Origin of the sequence: Streptomyces sp. 2A115, assembly GCF_052245575.1 — a bacterium.
Classification (GTDB): Bacteria; Actinomycetota; Actinomycetes; order Streptomycetales; family Streptomycetaceae; genus Streptomyces.
In genome coordinates this window covers 42,216-57,699 of the sequence record NZ_JBQQCG010000039.1, presented here as the reverse complement: position 1 = coordinate 57,699, position 15,484 = coordinate 42,216, and the positions used below count along the sequence as shown (strand labels likewise).

General features: G+C 68.0%; 22 protein-coding genes and 1 tRNA gene. 20 read left to right on the top strand and 3 right to left on the bottom strand.

From position 1 onward, the window contains the following. Positions 1 to 60: 60 nt before the first annotated feature. Positions 61 to 483, bottom strand: a complete 423-nt coding sequence (locus ACTWQR_RS29830) for a hypothetical protein (RefSeq protein WP_443230294.1) — start codon at positions 481 to 483, stop codon at positions 61 to 63. Between the two features lie 596 nt (positions 484 to 1,079). On the opposite strand from ACTWQR_RS29830, the gene ACTWQR_RS29825 reads away from it, so the two are divergent. Continuing rightward, the gene (locus ACTWQR_RS29825; RefSeq protein ID WP_443230293.1) at positions 1,080 to 1,721 is read left to right on the top strand and encodes a pYEATS domain-containing protein; all 642 of its coding nucleotides are present in this window, start codon (positions 1,080 to 1,082) and stop codon (positions 1,719 to 1,721) included. Between the two features lie 21 nt (positions 1,722 to 1,742). Here ACTWQR_RS29825 and ACTWQR_RS29820 read toward each other — a convergent pair whose 3' ends face one another. After that, positions 1,743 to 2,846: a DUF1152 domain-containing protein gene (locus ACTWQR_RS29820; RefSeq protein WP_443230292.1), complete on the bottom strand. Its 1,104-nt coding sequence runs from the start codon at positions 2,844 to 2,846 to the stop codon at positions 1,743 to 1,745. 80 nt (positions 2,847 to 2,926) lie between these two features. Between ACTWQR_RS29820 and ACTWQR_RS29815 the strand changes: the two genes are divergently transcribed. From ACTWQR_RS29815 to ACTWQR_RS29750, 14 genes are all read left to right on the top strand, one after another. Beyond that, the gene (locus ACTWQR_RS29815; protein ID WP_443230291.1) at positions 2,927 to 3,667 is read left to right on the top strand and encodes a GntR family transcriptional regulator; all 741 of its coding nucleotides are present in this window, start codon (positions 2,927 to 2,929) and stop codon (positions 3,665 to 3,667) included. Between the two features lie 278 nt (positions 3,668 to 3,945). Next, entirely contained in the window at positions 3,946 to 4,410 is a 465-nt protein-coding gene (locus ACTWQR_RS29810) for an ATP-binding protein (RefSeq protein ID WP_443230290.1), read from the top strand. 62 nt (positions 4,411 to 4,472) lie between these two features. Continuing rightward, a complete protein-coding gene (locus ACTWQR_RS29805) occupies positions 4,473 to 5,201 on the top strand; it encodes a GntR family transcriptional regulator (protein ID WP_443230289.1) in 729 nt (242 codons plus the stop codon). A gap of 123 nt (positions 5,202 to 5,324) precedes the next feature. After that, positions 5,325 to 5,675: an SCO3933 family regulatory protein gene (locus tag ACTWQR_RS29800; RefSeq protein ID WP_383392472.1), complete on the top strand. Its 351-nt coding sequence runs from the start codon at positions 5,325 to 5,327 to the stop codon at positions 5,673 to 5,675. Positions 5,676 to 5,680: 5 nt separating this feature from the next. After that, complete coding sequence (locus tag ACTWQR_RS29795) at positions 5,681 to 7,054, top strand: FtsK/SpoIIIE domain-containing protein (protein WP_443230288.1); 1,374 nt, start codon at positions 5,681 to 5,683, stop codon at positions 7,052 to 7,054. 89 nt (positions 7,055 to 7,143) lie between these two features. After that, the gene (locus ACTWQR_RS29790; protein ID WP_443230287.1) at positions 7,144 to 7,350 is read left to right on the top strand and encodes a hypothetical protein; all 207 of its coding nucleotides are present in this window, start codon (positions 7,144 to 7,146) and stop codon (positions 7,348 to 7,350) included. Positions 7,351 to 7,353: 3 nt separating this feature from the next. After that, positions 7,354 to 7,968 (top strand): DUF2637 domain-containing protein, encoded by a 615-nt coding sequence (locus ACTWQR_RS29785; RefSeq protein ID WP_443230286.1) that lies wholly within the window; start codon positions 7,354 to 7,356, stop codon positions 7,966 to 7,968. 19 nt (positions 7,969 to 7,987) lie between these two features. Then, a complete protein-coding gene (locus ACTWQR_RS29780) occupies positions 7,988 to 8,206 on the top strand; it encodes a hypothetical protein (RefSeq protein ID WP_443230285.1) in 219 nt (72 codons plus the stop codon). Continuing rightward, the gene (locus tag ACTWQR_RS29775) at positions 8,206 to 8,397 is read left to right on the top strand and encodes a mobile element transfer protein (RefSeq protein WP_443230284.1); all 192 of its coding nucleotides are present in this window, start codon (positions 8,206 to 8,208) and stop codon (positions 8,395 to 8,397) included. Before ACTWQR_RS29780 ends, ACTWQR_RS29775 begins: the two co-directional genes overlap by 1 nt. Before the next feature lie 16 nt (positions 8,398 to 8,413). Then, on the top strand, positions 8,414 to 8,608 hold the full coding sequence (locus ACTWQR_RS29770) for a hypothetical protein (RefSeq protein WP_269246680.1): 195 nt from the start codon (positions 8,414 to 8,416) through the stop codon (positions 8,606 to 8,608). A 13-nt stretch (positions 8,609 to 8,621) separates the two neighbouring features. Beyond that, entirely contained in the window at positions 8,622 to 8,882 is a 261-nt protein-coding gene (locus ACTWQR_RS29765) for a SpdD protein (RefSeq protein ID WP_328845177.1), read from the top strand. Positions 8,883 to 9,034: 152 nt separating this feature from the next. Then, on the top strand, positions 9,035 to 10,312 hold the full coding sequence (locus ACTWQR_RS29760; RefSeq protein ID WP_443230283.1) for a replication initiator: 1,278 nt from the start codon (positions 9,035 to 9,037) through the stop codon (positions 10,310 to 10,312). Then, positions 10,309 to 10,521: an excisionase family DNA-binding protein gene (locus ACTWQR_RS29755; protein WP_443230282.1), complete on the top strand. Its 213-nt coding sequence runs from the start codon at positions 10,309 to 10,311 to the stop codon at positions 10,519 to 10,521. Before ACTWQR_RS29760 ends, ACTWQR_RS29755 begins: the two co-directional genes overlap by 4 nt. After that, a complete protein-coding gene (locus ACTWQR_RS29750) occupies positions 10,521 to 11,723 on the top strand; it encodes a tyrosine-type recombinase/integrase (protein WP_443230281.1) in 1,203 nt (400 codons plus the stop codon). The genes ACTWQR_RS29755 and ACTWQR_RS29750 overlap by 1 nt, the downstream gene beginning before the upstream one ends. A 49-nt stretch (positions 11,724 to 11,772) precedes the next feature. Here ACTWQR_RS29750 and ACTWQR_RS29745 read toward each other — a convergent pair. Continuing rightward, positions 11,773 to 11,846: transfer RNA gene (locus ACTWQR_RS29745), tRNA-Gly, on the bottom strand. 273 nt (positions 11,847 to 12,119) lie between these two features. Between ACTWQR_RS29745 and ACTWQR_RS29740 the strand changes: the two genes are divergently transcribed. From ACTWQR_RS29740 to ACTWQR_RS29720, 5 genes are all read left to right on the top strand, one after another. Beyond that, complete coding sequence (locus tag ACTWQR_RS29740) at positions 12,120 to 12,281, top strand: hypothetical protein (protein WP_443230280.1); 162 nt, start codon at positions 12,120 to 12,122, stop codon at positions 12,279 to 12,281. Positions 12,282 to 12,361: 80 nt separating this feature from the next. Next, positions 12,362 to 12,937, top strand: coding sequence for a dCTP deaminase (gene dcd / locus ACTWQR_RS29735; RefSeq protein WP_443230279.1), 576 nt, complete (start codon positions 12,362 to 12,364; stop codon positions 12,935 to 12,937). Between the two features lie 35 nt (positions 12,938 to 12,972). After that, positions 12,973 to 13,482 carry a phosphoribosyltransferase gene (locus ACTWQR_RS29730; RefSeq protein ID WP_443230330.1) on the top strand — a complete coding sequence of 170 codons (510 nt, stop codon included), beginning with the start codon at positions 12,973 to 12,975 and terminating at the stop codon, positions 13,480 to 13,482. 197 nt (positions 13,483 to 13,679) lie between these two features. Next, positions 13,680 to 14,681, top strand: coding sequence for a DMT family transporter (locus ACTWQR_RS29725; RefSeq protein WP_443230278.1), 1,002 nt, complete (start codon positions 13,680 to 13,682; stop codon positions 14,679 to 14,681). A gap of 118 nt (positions 14,682 to 14,799) precedes the next feature. Then, complete coding sequence (locus ACTWQR_RS29720; protein ID WP_443230277.1) at positions 14,800 to 15,483, top strand: hypothetical protein; 684 nt, start codon at positions 14,800 to 14,802, stop codon at positions 15,481 to 15,483. Position 15,484 lies beyond the last annotated feature (1 nt).

Below are 15,484 nucleotides of genomic sequence, written 5' to 3'. Positions count from 1 at the left end.
GAGTCCTGCAGGCTATTGCCTAGGTCACCGAGTCAAGTCGGACCGCCGCCCCCTGTGTCGTCACTGGCTGGCGTCGTCGTCCGATGTTCCCGAGCGGTGATCCTCAATCTCGATCTGTTCAGCGCTGCGGATCTTCACAGTGATCAAGGGTTCATTGTCCGGGCCATAGATCGTGATCGACTGCGGCCGGTTGGTCTCGCCCCTCCGAAGTCGATCTTTGGCCCAGTTGATCACGCGTCCCAGTGTCTGCTCCGCGAGCGCGTCAAAAACGTAGCCCGTCAGGCTTTCGAGCGCCTTGGTGCCCAAGTAGATATACAGAACTTCGAACCAGGTGACCCCGCGTCGCCCTGGGTCAGGTGGCCTGTAGTTAAGGGGGCATTCCACGCCGAACGACTGGAGATCATCAGCCAGACGCGCGAGCGCACGCTTACGGTCTTCATGCAGGATCTCGGTGCCGCTGATGCGGAAGGTCGCTGTAGGCATACCAACCTCTCTGTGCCTATTGGCGCATCTGTCCAGTCTTCACCCCAGAGGAGTCCGCTGACGACTCTTTGCCCCAACCCGCCACTCTCCCCAGCTTCCATCCCGTCTGCCGTCGGCCCACACACCGTGGAGCGGGCGTGGTTCAGGGCGTCAAGGTGGAGCGCGCCACTGTACGAACGACCTTGACGCCCTGGGCCGCGTCTGCTCGGCTCTGCCTGGGTCGATGGCGGACGGGATGGGAGCTCCCCACGCACGCCACGCCTGGCCGGCACTCGCGAACGGCGCCCCGTCCATCCTGGAGTCTGAGCGCCCCCGCCGGAGGCATGATCTCTGAGGCTCACCGCGTGCTCGCTCAATGCGCGGCACGGACACCGGCCGGGCTGGAGCGGGGCGGAGACAGGAGCGCAGGCCCGGCCGGGGGCCGGGCCGCGCGCGGGGAGCGGAGCGAGCCGCCTTGAACCCGTAGAGAAAGTTGTAACTCAGTCAGCAGCGTCGTATTTTGCCCGACTTGGGTGGATGCTTGACGCTGTGCCAGGCGCTCCGTGCATAGGTGCGAGCGGACACACTTGGCCTGTCAGATTGTCGCGGAGGCGATCATGGACGCGTATGTGCCCCTCATGCAGACCCTCGTCTGGGTGTTGCTCATCGTCGGAGTCCTCGTTGTTTTCCGGACGCAGCTTGCAGCCCTGGCTCCCATCCTCCGGACACGCATTGAGCGAGGCGGGGCGTTCTCGGTTGGGCTAGGCAGCCTGTCTCTGCAGTTTGGGGACCTCCCTACCTTCCCTCCTCAGGCTGCGAGTGAGCAGGGCACTGAAACCCCGTCCGCTGACGGGGCTGCGGCGGGCCGTTTGCCGGATCCTGATGAACCGGGGGCGCCAGCCGCGTGGGGCCAGTACCGCATGGATCGTAAGGGCGAAACGCGGAACATCCACCTTGCCCATGTCATCAGTCCGTCGAGGACACCCGGGCAGCGTTTTGACATCTTTACGTACCTAGTGGAAGGCCCCAGTGGTCGCCTCGACGACGTCGAGCGGGCGCAGTTCTTCCTTGGTCGCTACTGGGGCAACCGGATCTTTGATGTACCGAACAGAGGTGACGGCAAGCACATCGGCTTCGCTACCTCGGCATATGGGCCGGCTCTGTGCATTTGCCGAGTGATCTTCAAAGACGGGAGCGAGGCTGTCGTCGAAAGGTTCCTCGACTTTGAGACGGCAGCTGCTTTCGAGACGTCAGCATGACAAGTCGACTGAGGACCATGGTCAGTGCCCTTGCTCGGGCGGAGGGACGCTCCAGAGCGGAGCTGTGTACTGTTCCGGGCGGCTGCTGATGAGGAGCTGGCGCAGGTCCTCGCGCTGGGAGCCGTTGAGGTTCAGGGCCTCGGTGAGGTGACGGAACGTCGTGTGGGTGACTCCGCGGCGCCGGGCTTCGCCCTCGAACTGGTCGAGTTGGGCCAGCACGGTCTGTGGGACCAGGTCCGCGGGCGGCTGGTCTTTGAGCCATGCGGCCTTGTTGCGTTCGTAGTCGATTTCCGAGTAGCCGCAGATCTCGCGGCTGTGGGCCTCGACCTCGTCGAGCGTTTCGGTCGCCAGGATGGCGCGAGCCAGCTGGTTGCGGCTGACTGCCTCGTCCAGGTCTATCTCGTGGACGGTCGGGCCTTCATCCGTGAGCCCGACGGGTAGACCGGCGTCCCTGACCTCGCAGGTGCCGCGTACACCCTGGGCTGTGGCGGCCAGCATGCCAGTGGCCTCGGACGGGTGCCACTCCAGCACCGAGCTGACCGGCTCCACGTCCTCCGCCATGAAGGTGTGGACGAGGGGGCCAAGCACGCCGCGCAAGTCGTCGAGGGGTAGTTCGCCGTCCAGGCCAGGGCCTGCGACCAACAGCCGGATCGAAGCGTTCACCTGGCAGCACGCGGCAAGCGTGAGGGCATCGGCCAGTGGACTCTTCAGCGTCGGCTCATCGCCCCGCGCGAGGATGTCGCCCCCCACGTCGAGCAGGTCGATCGACTCCGGCGACAAGTGGTTGATGAGTTCTTCGAGTTGGCGTGTGATGCCCTCGGCGCCGTGGTGCGGGTCGATCAGGGCGAAGGTGTGCGGGAGCTCTGCTGCGAGCCGGGGGAGTGTGGAGCCTGCCGGAGCGATCGGGCGGGCGTCCGCCGGCACTGTCCAGACTGCCGGGGTGAGCTGTTCGAGGCCGGTGAAGTTGTCCGGTCCTCGGGGTCCCGGTACCGGGTCGATGAGGAGGCGGTCCCACGCGTACGTGAGGATCACCGCCTGGTCCTCGTCGCCGTAGAGGGCGGCGTGAAGCATTGCGGCGGCGACAGCGTCGCCCCCTCCTCCTGCTGCGACGATCAACCGCTTCATGCGGTCAGCGTACGGGGTGGAGGGTTGACCACTCACTCTATAGTGGCTAGAGGCCATAGCCACTTGGACGAGGAGGGCGAATGCCTCAGATCGAGGAGGCTCAGCCGAAGTATCTCCAGATCGCGCACTTCATCCGCGATCAGATCCTTCGGGGAGACCTTAGGCCGGGGGACGAGGTGCCCTCGGAGCGCCAGTTGGCGGCGGACTGGAAGGTGTCCCGGCCCACGGCTGCACGGTCGTTGGAAGCGCTGAGCCATCAGGGGCTCGTCGAGAAGCGCCAGGGATCGGGCACGTATGTGCGCAGCCTGGAGGTCAACCGGCGGGCGCGTGAGCTGTACGGCCGGGCCCGGCAGACCGGGAAGATCTACACGCCCGGTGAGTACGCGGTGATCACGTCGGCTGGTTGGCTGGATGCGCCGGATCACGTGGCCGAAGCCTTGGGGCTGGTCAAGGATCGTCGGGCCGTGCACCGGCGACGGGTGACCAACAACCATGACGGGCCGATCACCCTGTCTACCTCGTGGTTTGCTCCTGACGTCGGCCAGCGTGCGCCGAAGCTCCTGGAGCCTGAGCGGATCCAGGAGGGGACGCTCATGTACGTCGAGAACATGACGGGCCGCCAGGGCAGCTACGCCGAGGACCGTATGTGCGCTCGGAGCGCCACCGACGAGGAGGCATCGGACCTTCAACTGGACGTCGGTTCAGCGGTTCTGATTGTTCATCACGTCGTCTTCGACCTTCAGGACCGGCCGTTGGAGTTCGCCGAAGCCACCTATCCCCCGCACCGCTGGGCCTTCGAACAGGGCTACCCCCTCACCTGACAGCCCGGCAGTTGCGCCGAACCACTTGCACACTCCAAGTGGCTAATGCCACTATCCACAAAGTGGCTAAGGCCACTTGGACTGGAAGGGGGCACGGCGTGACGAGTCAGCGGCCGGACAAGGGTGCGCGGTTAGCTTGCCGGGGATGCCGGGGGCGCGGTTGGAAACGCGTCGGCTCCCGTACGGCTCTGGCGCTCTCCACGGCCAACGACCGCGTTCGTGCCACATCGAAGCGGCGCTGTCTCGACTGCGATGGCAGCGGCAAGGAGTGAGCGCGGATGGATGACACCACCAATGGCCGCGACGGTTTCGGTACCGCACGACTCGGGGCGATGATCCTGCACCCGGCGCCGGAGTCCGTACCCCGGGCCCGGAGCTGGTTCCGGAAGTTCATCGCCGCGTACAACCCGGCCTGCTCGATCGACGACTGCACGCTGATGGTCTCGGAGCTGGTCACCAACGCGATTCTCTACGGACGGGCGGATGAACCCTGGCTTGTGCGCGTTGAGTGGTACCGCGTGGAGACGTCGCTTCGGATCGAGGTGCACAACCCGGGGTTCCCGGCGAACGTGCGACTGCGGCGCCCAGAGGCCAGCGAGGCACACGGACGCGGCCTGTTCCTGGTCGACGCCATCGCCGACTCATGGCACTCCGGGCCCAGTCGATTCGGCGGGACCGTGGTCTCCGCCGTGGTGGCTGGCGCCTGGCCGTCGAACGAAGGATTCGGCCCCCTTCTACTGTGAGTGTGCAAGTGTCGCTAGTCTGGTTGACCAGTTGACTGGTCCAATCCCGACGGGCGGCGTTCATGGCGTATGAAGTGGAGCCACCGAAGTACGTGCGCCTCGCGCAGACCCTTCAAGGTCGCATCGAGGACGGCACGTACCCGCCCGGCACACGGGTGCCCAGTGAGAACCAGTTGGTGCAAGCCTTCGCGATGTCCCGCCCGACCGTCGTGCGAGCGCTGGAGCTGTTGAAGCGTGACGGCTGGCTGGAGTCCCGGCAGGGATACGGCACGATCGTGCGGGGACGCCCCGAGGCTGGCGAGCAGAAGGACCGCCGCGGTCGTTCGGCGCTGGAGCGCGACGAATCGCAAGCGCCGGGCCGCCTGATTGATGTCGGCCATGTGCCCGTTCCTGCTCGCGTTGCCTCGGCGCTCGGACTGCCCAAGCGGGCGAAGGTTCTCGTGCGCCGGTTCCTGGTGGAGGAGGACGGCGAAGCGGTCGAGTTGGTCTCGTCATACTTCCCTGCCGGCTTGGTCGAGGGAACCGAGCTGGAAACTTCCGAAGCCCTGAGCGGCAGCGTCCGTGAGCATCTTGAGGCGCGGAAGAAAGTGCGTTTCGACCACGTGACGGAACGGGTCTCGGCGAGATTGCCCGACAGCGGGGAAGCTGAACTTCTGGAGCTCCCTGAGGGTGTTCCCGTCCTCAGCGTGATGGTCATCGCCTGCGACACCTCGGGGCAGGCCTTGCAGGTCGTCGACGTACTGCTGCCTGCGGACCGGCAAGAGCTGGAAGACACCTACCGGCTGAACTGAGCTTCCTTCGGGGTGAGTTCCACTTGGTAGCCACTTGACAAGTCAACCTGGCATCCTTAACGTCGAACTTGCTAAGTCAACTTGTCATGTGGCGAGTTGATCCACTCAGAAGGAGAAATCTCTGTGCGTGTGATCCGTATTGACGCCTCGTCCGCCACGATCCTGCTCACCGAGGCGCCGTCGCCGAAGGTGCGCGACCGGCAGACCGGTGAGATCGCGAAGGACGCGGTGAGCGGCGAGGCACTGATGACGGTTGGCGTCGTCTTCATCGATGAGGGGGAGTCGTCGCTGATTCAGGTCACCATCCCCGAAAGCGGTGTGACGGACGGGCTTTCGGTCGGTGCTCCGGTCTCCCTGCCGGGTCTGATCGCCCGGCCGTGGGAGAGCGTGTTCAACGGCCAGCAGCGGCACGGCATCGCCTACCGGGCCACGGCCATCACTTCGGGCGCCTTCCCGGTCGCCCAGGCGGGCTGATCGACGTGACCGACCTCGTGACGTTGGCCGAGCTGGGCGGGTCGCTCGCTGCGATAGGCGGCGCGGCTTACGCCCGGCACGCCCACCCGGCGGCGTACTGGTCCACGGTCGGGCTGCCGGTATCGGTGGTCCGGCTGATGGCCTCGTACTCCTCGACCATGGACGCGTGCGGCCTGACGGTCGCGCCGTCCCGGCTGCGGGTACTGGCCGTCAAGGCCACGACTCGCCGTGAGGTCCGGCCCGTGCCCCCGCGGCGGGGCATGATCCGGCCCACCACGACCGGCTTGCGGCTCCGGCTGCGGTTGGCTCCGGGCCAGGAACCGGCGGATGTGGCGGCCTCGGCCGAACGGCTGCGGCACGCCTGGGGCGTTCACGCCGTGTACGTGCGGGACGTGAAGCCTGGAGTCGTGGAACTGCGGCTCGTCGGCTTCGACGTACTGCGCAAGGTGCGCATGCCCCGCCGGTTCGATGGCGGGCTGCTGCGGGTGCCGGTGGCGCTGCGGCAGGACGCGACCGCGTTCGTACGGGACTACCGGGCTGTACCTCATGAGCTGGTCCTCGGCGCCACGCTGTCGGGCAAGTCCATGTTCCTGCGCAACCTGCTGACCGGGCTGGCGGCTCAGCCGGTGGTCCTGGTCGGCATCGACTGCAAGCGCGGGGTCGAGCTGGCACCGTTCGCCGCCCGGCTCTCCGCGCTAGCGACCGACCCGGAGCAAGCTGCCGAGCTGCTTCCCGTGCTCGTGAAGGAAATGGAGGACCGTTACGACCTGATCAAGGCCCGACAGGGCATCGCCCCCGGCACCCCGGACGAGTCGATCACCTCGGACATCTGGGGGCTGCCCGAGAGCGAACGCCCGGCTCCCATCGTGCTGTTCATCGACGAGGTGGCCGAACTCTTCCTCATCGCCACGCGAAAGGAGGAGGAGCGACGGGACGAGATGGTCACTCAGCTGATCCGGCTCGCTCAGCTCGGCCGGGCCGCCGGTATCTACCTGGAGGTCTGCGGGCAGCGGTTCGGCGCCGAACTGGGCAAGGGCGCGACCATGCTCCGCGCTCAGCTCTCCGGCCGGGTCTGCCACCGCGTCAACGACGAAGCCTCCGCCAAGATGGCGCTCGGCGACATCGCCCCGGAAGCGGTCGGCGCTGCCTGCGCCATCGCTGCTGAGCTGCCTGGTCTGGCCGTGGTCGGTGACACCTCTGGCGGCTGGTCTCGCATCCGCACTCCGTACATGTCCCTCGCCGACGCTGCCGTCACCTGCCGTGAGACGGCGCATCTCGCCCCTGACGTACCGGCGCTCACGTCCTTCCGGCCGTACGTTCCGCCGGTGCCCGTGACGGTCGCCGAACCGGTGGCCACACCGCGCCCGGTCACCGACTAGGCGCATCCCATCCCACCGCCGGCGCGGCCATCCCGCGCCAACTCCCTACCCCCGCCATGCCCGAATCCGACCGAAGAACGGGAATCCTCATGTCCCATCGCCCCACAGTCGACGAGATCGCCGCCTTCCTCGCGGACCTCAAAGCCGTCTGCACCATAGGCGGCGATCCGGTCGAGCTGGCCGCTCGTAAGGCGGATCTATTGGAAGGCATCGCCGACGCCATGCCTGGCGACCAGGAGGCGACCGAGGTCGCCCGTGCGGCTCGCGTAACTGCTGACGAGGCTCGGGAGCAGTGAGCGATGCGCATCGGCCGTCTCCCGGTTGATCCGGTACTGATCCAAGCGGTCATCGCCGCTTCGCTGTCCTTCGCCCACCTGCACGACCTGGCCTCGGCCGCCGGACAAGACGGGTGGAAGGCGTGGGCCTATCCCATCTCCGTCGACCTGCTGATGGTGGCGGCCTGGCATCGACTGCGCTCCGGCGAGGCGAAAGCGGCCGGATGGTGCTGGTTCCTCGTCGCGCTCACCGCCTCGCTGGGTGCCAACGTCGCCACCGCCGGACTCCTCGACCTGAACGACGTACCGGCCTGGCTCCGCATCCTCGTCGCCGGATGGCCCGCCGTCGCCTTCCTCGGCGGAACCCTGCTCGCCCACGGCGCACCGACGCCCACAGAGGTTCCGGCGGCGGAACCAGAGCCCGCCCCGACCACCACGGCACCCGAACTCCCCGCGGCAGCACCGGAAACCGCCCAACCTTCCACACCCCCTGTCCCGCCCGCGCTCGTCGCCCTGGCGCACAAGCTCGCCGACGAACACCGCGCCCGGACCGGAACCGCCATCGACACCCCGACGCTTCGCGCCCGCCTCGGCGTACCCGCACCGCTCGCCGAAGCCATCGCAGCCCAACTCACTTGATCCCGGAGGACTTTCCACCTTGCGCCCGACCACGCTCCGCGCGCTCAAGCGCGCTGCCGAGCTGACCCGACAGAACCGCCTCACCGAAGCCGTGCTGATCGCCGAGCCCGTGATCCTTGCCGCCGACAGCTACGAGGGCGACGAGATCTTGCGCTGGCTGGCCGACCACGTCACCGACTTCACCGGCGAGACCCACGACGACCACAACGGCCGTCACAACCCGAAGGAGTCCACCTGATGCCCGCCCATCGCCGGTTCCGCAACGTCGTCCGCATCGGCCCCGTCCAGGTCGCCACGTACTACGACGGCCGGGGCCACGAGAAGCACACCGCCGCATGCATGGCTCCGCGCTGCGGCTTCTCCACGGACTACGACAGCCGTGCCGCTGCCGAGCTGGCCGCCCGCACCCACCGCTGCCCCGCCCGCTGACCGCCGAGGAGCTCCCGTGACCGTCTCACTGCCGCTCGTCTTCGTCCTGGGCGTCATCGCCTGGGCCGCGATCAAGTTCCTCGGCGTCCGCCTCTGGGTCGCCGCCGTGATCGCGCTGTTCGGCTTCTGGCTCTCGCACACGATCCTCGCCCCCGCCATCGAGTCCGGCACGCGTTCCGGGGTCGACGTCGTCAACGGCACCCACGACTGAGAGGAGTCCGGCCATGTTCCGCCCCAAGCTGCCCGACGCCCCGCCCCTGCCGACAACCGTCACTACTCAGCAGCACGTTCAGGCTCCGGCCGTTCCATCCGCCGGCCGCCCGGTCGCCCCATACGTGGGCGTCGGAGTCGGCGCGGTCGCCGCTGTGGTCGTCGTCGGCGTCGTCCTCACCGCGCTCCTGGCGGCCGTCGCCATCACGGCCATCTCGGTCGCCATTTCCGCTGTGGTCCTGCGCTCGCTCGTCAACGGCGCCAACAGGCGCTGACCGGCCGCCGGGGCGGCATCAACGCCGCCAAGCATCCCGCCGCCCCGGGGCCGTCCCTCCCAACCGCGAAACAGCCGAAAGGAACTCCCATCATCACCCGGCAGACTCCGCCCCCGCTGGCGGAACTCTCCACGCTGGCCTCCCTCGGCACCATGCCCGAGCTGGCCCGGCAACTCTCAGGCCTGGGCGGCTGCACCCGCCCCGTGCGCCTCGACGGCCACCGCACCGAGTACGAGATCAACAAGGCAACCGGCGAGATCGGCCGCACCCTGCACCACCTGGACTCCGCCACCCTCCCAGCCGGTCACCTCCTCGTCCGCTGCAACAACCGCCGCGCCACACGCTGTGCGGCCTGCGCCGAGACGTACCGCCGCGACACCTACCACCTGATCACCGCCGGACTCCGCGGCGGCAAAGGCACCCCCGAACAAGTCGGCACTCACCCACGCGTGTTCGCCACCTTCACCGCCCCGGGCTTCGGCCCCGTCCACAACCGCCCCACCAGCGGCCGCCCCTGCCGCTGCGGCGTCCGCCACGACCAGGAGGACGCGACCTTGGGCACGCCCCTCGACCCGGACACGTACGACTACGAAACGGCCGTCCTCTGGAACGCCCACGCCGGGGCCCTGTGGCGCCGGTTCTCCATCTACCTGCGCCGTGAGGTTGCCAAGCGCGCAGGTCTCACGCAACGCGCCTTCCGTGAGCACGCGCGCATCTCGTTCGCCAAGGTCGCCGAGTACCAGAAGCGCGGCGCCGTGCACTTCCACGCGGTCATCCGCCTCGACGGCCCCGAGGGCGGCGACACTGCACCGCCCGCCTGGGCCACCGCTGAACTGGTCACCGACGCCATCGGAGCCGCCGCCCGCGCGGCGCAGGTCGACGGTCCGGTCATCGACGGCCGCGCCCACACCTTCACCTTCGGCCGTCAGCTCGACGTCCGTCCCATTCGAACCGCCGACTTCGACGGCGGCCAGGAGCTGACCGAACGGGCCGTAGCCGCGTACATCGCCAAGTACGCCACCAAGGGTGCCGAGACGGCGACTGGCACCCTCGACCGACCGATCCGCTTCCTCGCCGAGCTGGCCCAAGCCAAACTCACAGATCACGCCCGACGCATGATCCGCACCGCCTGGGCCCTTGGAGCGCGCCCCGAGCTGGCGGACCTCCGCCTCCGGGCCTGGGCTCACATGCTCGGCTTCCGCGGCCACTTCTCCACGAAGTCCCGCCGCTACTCGACCACCCTCGGCGCACTCCGCACGGCTCGTGCCGACTGGCGCCGAGCGCAGGTCACCCCCGCCCCGCAGGAAGGCGAAACCACCCTCGTACTCGCGCACTGGGTCTTCGCCGGAACGGGCCTCAGCGCCGGTGAGGCCTGGCTCGCCACATCCCTCGAACCGGCCCCCGGAACGGAAGGAGAACCAACCCGATGACCGAGCGCTACCTGTCCGTCGACCAGGTCGCCGAGCTGCTCGGTACGACCGTCCGCTTCCCTCGGCGCCTGATCGAGGAACGGCGCATCCGCTACGTGAAGGTTGGCCGGCACGTCCGTATCCCGGAGAGCGCGGTCGAGGAGTTCATCGCATCCCGCATGGTGCATCCGCTGAGGCGGCCCCGTGCCCGCTTCAGGAGGGCTGCCTGATGGCCAATAGCAGGGGCCGACGACGGCGGTTCGGGGCCATCAGGAAGCTTCCTTCCGGCCGATACCAGGCGCGCTACCCGGGTCCTGACGGCGTGATGCGACCGGCCCCGTTCACCTTCGAAACGACGGCGGACGCTGACGACTGGCTTGCTGAAAAGCAGACGGAGATCAGGCGTGGTGAATGGCGGGACCCCGAAGCAGGCGCGGTGGGCTTCCGCGTCTACGCAGAGAAGTGGGTCGAGGAGCGGGAACTAGCGCCTCTCACTCAGGACCTCTACCGGTATCTCCTCGACAAGTACCTGTTGGCCAGCTTCGCCGAGTCCGACTTGGACGAGATCACTGCGCCACATGTCCGTGAGTGGCGGACAGCGCAGCTGCGAGCCAACGGTGGCAAGACGATGACGGCCAAGGCGTATCGGCTACTCAAGGCCATCATGGAAACCGCCGTTGATGACGAACTGATCCAACGCAACCCGTGCCGGATCAAGGGGGCCGGTAAGGAGAAGGCTGCTGAGCGGCGCATCGCCACCGTCGCCCAGGTCGACGCACTTGCCGAAGCCATCGGCATGCGGTGGCGGCTCATGGTCTACCTCGGTGCGTACGGCCCGATGCGGCCCGAGGAGCTGGCCGGCCTACGTCGTCGAGACGTCGACCTCGACGCCCTGCGGATTTGCGTTCGCCTTGCCGAGCCGGAGCGGATGAACGGGCGGCGCGTCCAGGGCGACACCAAGTCCGAGGCCGGAACCCGGAGTGTGATCCTTCCCGCGTTCCTCCGCCGGGAGCTCCGGTGGCACCTGGAGTCGTACGCCGAGCCGGGCCCCGATGGGCTGCTCTTCGTCGGCGAGAAGGGCGCCCCCTTCCGCCGTAGCACCTTCGGCCGGAAGTGGAGAAAGGCACGTGAGATCGTCGGCATGCCCGAGGGATTCCGGTTCTACGATCTCCGCCACACCGGACACACGCTTTCGACGCGCTCGGGTGCCACCCTCAAGGACACGATGGTCCGGGCCGGGCAGTCCTCGGAGAAAGCTGCGCTGATCTATCAGCACTCCGACGACGACCGACAGCAGGAAGTTGCTGCCGGGCTCGACGCGACCGTTCGCAAGGCACGCCAGGAAGTGCAGGAAGCTGCGGCCGTGCCAGATGAAGACACCCATGATCCAGAAGATCAGCGTTCTGGCACGAATCTGGCACGCGGCGAGTGATCACAGCGGACAGCAAAAAGGCCCGGGCCGATGACCTGGGCCTTTGTCATGGAGCGGGTGACGAGAATCGAACTCGCACTCTCAGCTTGGGAAGCTGATGTTCTACCACTAAACTACACCCGCGTAAGACGCCGACCAGACGATCGTGACCGGTGTCGGAAACGCGAAATCACCATACCTCATGCCTGGCCCCCGGCGCTGGAAGCCGTGGGGCCAGGTGCCGTTTCGGGGAGTGGACGGGGCTGCGGGGGACGGGAGTTGGGGCGTACGGTGGAGGGGTTGAATAAGGGTCGGGCGGGTTCGGGGTGCCGCCTGGAGGGCCGTCTCTTTCGTCCCGTAATGTGGCTTTCGTCGTCAGTCAGACGCGGCTCCTGGGGAAGGGACTCTGAGGACTTGATGGAACGCAACACCGTCGTCCGTTGTGCCGAAGGGCACGTGTTCAGCACCGCTTCGCTTCCGATGCAGCAAGCCGAGCGGCTCGGCCCCGGCCGGCTGATCCGTTGCCCCCGTTGTGCCCGGCTCCGCAATGTCGTGCCGGTGGAGTTCGAGAAGCGCTAGCCAACCACGTTCACATCCCCGCGGGCCCACCATGATCACCGGATTGTGGTGGGCCCGCGGGCTCTGCGTATCCTCAGGGCGTGCTTCTCTCAGACAAGGACATCCGGGCCGAGATCGACGCCGGGCGGGTCCGTATCGACCCCTACGAGCCATCCATGGTGCAGCCCTCGAGCATCGACGTGCGGCTCGACCGCTACTTCCGGGTGTTCGAGAATCACCGCTACCCCCATATCGATCCGTCGGTCGAGCAGGCGGATCTCACTCGGCTCGTCGAGCCCGAGGGCGACGAGCCGTTCATCCTGCATCCCGGGGAGTTCGTCCTCGCCAGTTCGTACGAGGTCATCACCCTGCCCGAAAATCTCGCCTCGCGGCTGGAAGGGAAGAGCTCCCTCGGGCGGCTGGGGCTTGTCACCCACTCCACCGCCGGGTTCATCGATCCCGGGTTCTCCGGGCACGTCACCCTCGAGCTCTCCAACCTCGCCACGCTTCCCATCAAGCTCTGGCCAGGCATGAAGATCGGGCAGCTGTGCATGTTCCGGCTCAGCTCGCCGGCCGAGTTCCCGTACGGCAGCGACCGCTACGGCTCCCGCTACCAGGGGCAGCGCGGGCCGACCGCCTCCCGCTCCTTCCTCAACTTCCATCGGACCCAGGTGTGAGTGACGGCCACATAAGCGGCGGCGTGAGCGGCGAAGTGAGTCCCGTGCGCGAGAACCTCTCCTACGAGCGCTTCGGTGTCGCCGTCCGTGAGCTCGCTCAGGTCATCGCCGACGACGGTTACGAGCCGGACATCGTGCTCTCCATCGCGCGCGGCGGCGTGTTCGTCGCCGGCGGGCTCGCCTACGCCCTGGACTGCAAGAACATCCACCTCGTGAACGTGGAGTTCTATACGGGGGTCGGGACGACCCTCGAGATGCCGGTCATGCTCGCTCCCGTGCCCAACACCATCGACTTCTCCGACAAGAAGGTGCTGATCACGGATGACGTCGCCGACACCGGCAGGACGTTGAAGCTCGTGCACGAGTTCTGTGTCGACGCCGTCGCCGAGGTTCGTAGCGCGGTGATCTACGAGAAGTCGCAGTCGCTGGTGAAGTGCGAGTACGTGTGGAAGCGGACCGACGAGTGGATCAACTTCCCGTGGAGTGTGCTGCCTCCCGTGCGTAGGTCGGGCGAGCCCGTCACGCCGTCGAGGGAAGCGCTCTAGCTCTGGCGCACGGGTGGCGACCTGCCTCCTGCGCGCGCCTCCCGCCTCGAATAAAGCACCCGACCAAAGCACCCCGACTAAAGAAACGCTTGCGTTTCTCTCGGGGTCGTCGTAGCTTTTTCGGTACGAAACCGTTTCGTTCCGATGGGGGCCAGGGTCATGCCAAGCCGCAGCAGCAAGCTCTCGGTGGGTCGTCGATGACGACCACTCCGGTCCTCCTGGCCGTCGTACTCTCCCTGGTCTCCGCACTCTGTTACGCCGCGGCCGCCGTCATCCAGGAACGGACCGCCGCGGACACCGCGAACCTGCGTGGCACGCTCGCCCGCGGCTCCTGGTGGGGGTCGGTCGCCCTCAACGCCACCGGTGCGCTGCTGCACGTGGTCGCCCTGCGCTACGGACCGCTGACCCTCGTACAGCCGCTCGGCGCGCTGAGTCTCGTGGTGGCGGTGCCCCTGGGCTCGCTGGTCACCCGCCGCCGGACCTCGGGCACGCAGTGGCGCGGCATGGCCCTCACCCTGCTCGGGCTGACCGTGCTGCTGACCCTCGCCGCCTCGGGCGGTGCGCCGAACGACACCCTGGGGAGTCCCGAGGCCTTCGGGCTCGCGACAGCCGCCGTCGGAGTCATCGCGGTGCTCGTCTCCTTCGCCTCGGGCCGCTCGGCGCTGGGCGGCCTCGCTTTCGCGGCGGCTTCAGGCATCGCCTCGGGCGTCGGCTCCACGCTGGCCCAGAAGCTCGCCGTCGGACCTGAGCTGTCCTGGAGCGTGGCGCTGGTGGCGGTCCTCACCGTGGCGTTCGCCGTGGCGGGGCTGCTGCTCTCCCAGAAGGCGTACCAAAGCGGCCTCGGCGGGCCCCTCGCCCTGCTCACCCTCGTCAACCCCGTCACCGCGTCCGCCATCGGCATCACCCTGCTCGGTGAAGGCCTCCAGTACGGCGGGACCGGCACGCTGTTCGCCCTCGCCGCCGCCGCGGCGGCCGCCCGCGGTGTCGTTCTGCTCAGCCGCCCCCAGCTTCACGACTCCCATGGCTCCCGCGACCAGCTGCGAGGACCGCGCCGTACAAGGCCGGATGCCGTGCCAGGCCTACGACCTGTCCGGCTCTTCCGGCTCTTCCGGGTCTCCCGTTCCGGGGCGGCGTCCACCGGGCGTGTACATGTGCGCGTGGTCACGGTCGACATCGCCGGCACGAGCCGGGCCCTCTGAGACCAAGACGGAGAACACGGAAATGAGTACGGACATGGCTACCCTTCAGCGCCACCCTCGGACGACTGCTCAGACGACCGCTCGGACGACGGCTCGGACAAGCGCTAGGACAACGACCGTGCGCGCTGCGGGACTTGTGGACGTACCCGCCGTGGTGCGTCTCATCGTCCCGCCCTCGTCCCACGCCGCGGACGGCTGCCCGGGACACCCGGAGGACTGGGGGCAGGCGCAGCGCGCCATGCGGTTGATGCTGGCCCACTACGCCCTCGAAGAGGGGCAGGTGTGGGTGGCCGAGCGCCAGGACGGCGTGCTCCTCGGGGCGGGCATCTGGCTGCCGCCCGGCACCGATACCGAGCCTCCCGACACGCGCTTCAGCAGCCTTCTCTCCCGTGAGCTCGCCACCGGCCGTCAACTCTCCACCGGCCGTCAACTGGCCACTGGCCGTCGATTCGCCACCGGTCGTGAAACCGCCATCGGCCGACGCGACCGCGCCGCCGTGCCGGCGGCGATGGAGGCGGCCGCGCCGGACGAGCCGCACTGGAAGGTCGTCATCGTCGGTGCGCTGGACGACACGGACACCTGGGACCGCACCGTGGTCGCCGACTTGCTGGCCCCGGGGCTGCGTGCCGTCGACGACCAGGCCGCCACCGCCGTCGCGATCACGATCTCCGCCCGCCAAGGGGAGCGGCTGCGGCCCTTCGGGTTCGGCCGGCCGCGCGAGGTCCCCCTCACGCCGGGCGCGAGCGCTTGGCTGACGACTCGTCGGACTCGTCACCCGAAGGGCCGGCTGGGCGGCGGCTGAC